The organism is Streptomyces colwelliae (assembly GCF_048158785.1).
Taxonomy (GTDB): Bacteria; Actinomycetota; Actinomycetes; order Streptomycetales; family Streptomycetaceae; genus Streptomyces.
On record NZ_JBLTJC010000653.1, the window covers coordinates 1 to 3,014 of the forward strand.

Genomic DNA, 3,014 nt, shown 5'->3' on the forward strand with positions numbered 1-3,014 from the left:
ATAAGAGACAGGTGGGGGCTGGGTGCGCAGTTCCCCGCGCCCCTAGGGAGCTGCGGTTGCCGTGGGTTCCACGTCTCCGTCTCCTGAACCGTCTCCGTCTCCGTCGCCGTCTCCCGGGTCGTCGGTTGACGGGGTCCACTTGGCGGCCAAGGTGGTGTAAGACGCCGTGTTGTCCACGAAGTTGGCCAGGGCTGCGGCGACCACGCTTTGGATTGCGGTCTGGTCGGGGACGACCATGGCTGTGCCGATGGGCATGATCGTGGTGCGGGCGCTGCCGCGGATGGCGGCGCCGTTCGTGCCCGTCTCGGTGAACTGGGCGGCTACCGTCACGGGCGCGTAGGTGCCGCTGACGGAGTCGGGGGCGATGACGCTGTTGTAGCTGGAGTCGGAGACGTTGACGTAGATGGTGTGGCCGGCCTCGGTGATGGTGGCGCGGCCGGCGAAGTCGATGGCCAGGCCCCAGGGTTGGGTGGTGTCGATGTCCATGGGTGGAGTGGGTTCCTTTCGTCAGGTCTGGCGGCCGTACATGAGGATCGGGTTGGCGTAGACCGTGCCGGAGGCGCTGGTTACCTGGGCCTGGACCTCGACCTTGAGCTGGGTGCCGTAGACCGAGCCGAAGTCGGAGCTGATCAGGGCCTCGTAGATGAAGTCCGTGCCGGCGCTGACCGTGCTGCCCCACTGGGCGCCGTTGACGAGGACCTGGACGGAGCCGGTGGCGCCGGAGCTGGCTCGGGTGTTCATGACGAGGCGCATCTTCGGCTGCCAGGCGATGTTGTAGGACATCGCGATCGTCGTCATCGCGGTCGACGTGGTCTGCGGCCAGCGGGTCATGGTCGTGTCCTGCGGCGGCAGCATGTTCAGCCAGGGGCGGGCCAGGCCGCCGGTGTTGATGTCGTCCGAGACGATCTCGCGCTCGGCCTTGTCGTAGAGGCGGAGGGGTTGCAGCGAGTCGGCCGTTCCGTCGCCGTTGTACATGCTCATCGCCAACTGGCCGGTCTGGCGGCGGAGTTCCATGCGGTACTCGTTGCCGTTGGTCCACTTGCCGACCTTGAAGATGGCGGCGCCGGTGGCCGGGCCCACCTCCAGGGTGCCGCCCGAGACCGTGTTGAGGGCCGGGCGGGTGTTGACGGCGGTGGAGAGCTGCTGGATGCGGCGTTCCATCTGGGTGAGCCGGTCGATGATGTCTTCGGGGAGCTGGGGCATCAGACCTCCTCCAGGTAGAGCTCGGCGGTGTCGGGGCGGCCGCGCTGGGCGGGGCTGACCTTGACGCCGATGATCCGGTAGCGGGTGTCGAGGCCCTCGGCGTACCACTCGTCGGTGATCCGGATGCGGACCGTGCGGCCGATCAGCGCGGCCGGGACCAGGTCGTCGAGGCGCACGCTGATCTCGGGGATCACCACCGCGCCGGTCGCCGCGGCCAGTTCGGTGCGGGCGAGTGCGGTCAGGGTGGCCGTGTCGGTGATGTCGTTGTGGTCCGAGGTCAGGTCGATGCGCGGGTAACCGGCCTGTCCGATCAGGTCGTTGGCCACCGCGACCGTCGAGCAGAGCGGTCGGGACTCGCTTGCCTGGTCCGTGTTGGTGGAGGCGCCTCGGGCGCGGTCGGTGGTGCCGCCCCGGGTCGCGTCGCGCGGGAAGGAGTACGACAGGATCGTGCCCGGCCTGTCCATCACCAGGTCGGTGGCGCCGGTGAGGATCTTCGGGCTGCCGAGACGGAGGCGGCGTACCCGGGCTCCGGTGGTCGGGTCGGTGTAGACCGAGATGTAGTGCTCGAAGCCGTTCTCCAGCGCGGCCAGCGCGTCCAACGCGTCGAGGTAGACCGTCTCGTCGCCGTCGCGGTAACTCGCCGAGCGGGTCACCCCGGAGGTCTCGGTGCCGTAGGTGACGCCGATGTCGCCGCCGGGGAGCGCGGTCTGGAGGTCCGTCCAAAGGGCCCTGGCCACGTTCAACTGGTCGCCGTTGAGGGACAGTTGGTAGTTCGCGTTGTATTCGGGGGTCGTCGCCCGGATCAGCCGCCTTCCCGCGTACGACTCGAAGGTCGCCGCCTGGATGCCGAGGGTGAGCACGCCCTGGTCGTCGCTCTGCAACGTGCTCGTCCAGACGATGCCGCCCCACCACAGGTCGCTGCCGCGCTGGAGGTAGACCGAGGTGCGGCCCTCCTCGATACGGCGGACCCGGGCGGCCATCGCCGCGTCCGGGACGGGGATGGTGCCCGACAGTGAGCCGGCCTTGCCGATGTAGTCGTCGACGGTGACGTCGCGCAGCGGGAGGATGTCGATGGTGCTGTCCGTGCGCAGGTCGCAGAAGATCGCCCGGTAGGGCGTGTTGACGGTCGTCATGCGGCGGCCTCGTAGGTCGCGGTGCCCCGGATGGCGTACGGGGACACCCAGGTCCAGGGCGACAGGGAGTCCACGACGCCCTGGCTTGCGGAGGCGATGGCGGCGGCGTCCACCCGGCCGGTGCCGATGCTCAGCTCGAAGGTGCCGGTCGTGGCGAGATAGACCCGGCCCATGACCCGGCCGCTGTTGGAGGCGGACAGTTCGGCGAAGCCGATGACGGGCTGGGCGGTGGCCGCGGTCACCGGCAGGGAGAACCGCCAGTTGTCCGCGGTGGTGGGGCTGGTGCCGAAGTCCGTGGTGGTGCCGAACTGGATGGAGAAGTTGAGGTGCACGGTCGTACCGGACTTGAGGTACCGGCAGCTGACGGTGGCGTTGCCGTACGACGGTGTGGCGGTCCCGGAGCCGGTGGTCCAGGCCGGGGTCCAGTTCTGCCAGGTGGGCAGGACCGGGTAGTCGGTCCAGGCGGTGCCGCTCCAGCGCTGCAACTGGCCGTTGTTGTCGCGGAATTGGCCCGGATAGGCGCCGTTCGCGGTGTCGGTGGTGACCGGGAGGATGCCGCCGATGGCGACCGTGGACCTGCGGAGGTCGGTGAGGGCGGAGGACCAGGCGATGCCGCCGGTGCCCGCGCTCGTGCCCTTGGCGACGGCGACCTGGTACAGCGGGAGGGCGAGGCCGGGG

Annotated in this window: 3 protein-coding genes and 1 pseudogene; all 4 read right to left on the minus strand. The window is 69.5% G+C overall.

The features are described 5' to 3' along the window. Nucleotides 1-42: 42 nt before the first annotated feature. Complete coding sequence (locus tag ACNFOC_RS52675; RefSeq protein WP_416966071.1) at nucleotides 43-486, minus strand: ATP-binding protein; 444 nt, start codon at nucleotides 484-486, stop codon at nucleotides 43-45. A 21-nt stretch (nucleotides 487-507) separates the two neighbouring features. Further along, nucleotides 508-1,203, minus strand: a complete 696-nt coding sequence (locus tag ACNFOC_RS52680; protein WP_416966072.1) for a hypothetical protein — start codon at nucleotides 1,201-1,203, stop codon at nucleotides 508-510. Further along, nucleotides 1,203-2,336, minus strand: coding sequence for a hypothetical protein (locus ACNFOC_RS52685; RefSeq protein WP_416966073.1), 1,134 nt, complete (start codon nucleotides 2,334-2,336; stop codon nucleotides 1,203-1,205). The genes ACNFOC_RS52680 and ACNFOC_RS52685 overlap by 1 nt, the downstream gene beginning before the upstream one ends. After that, nucleotides 2,333-3,014: pseudogene (locus ACNFOC_RS52690) on the minus strand (hypothetical protein); the annotation flags it as partial. The gene ACNFOC_RS52685 and the pseudogene ACNFOC_RS52690, both read right to left, overlap by 4 nt.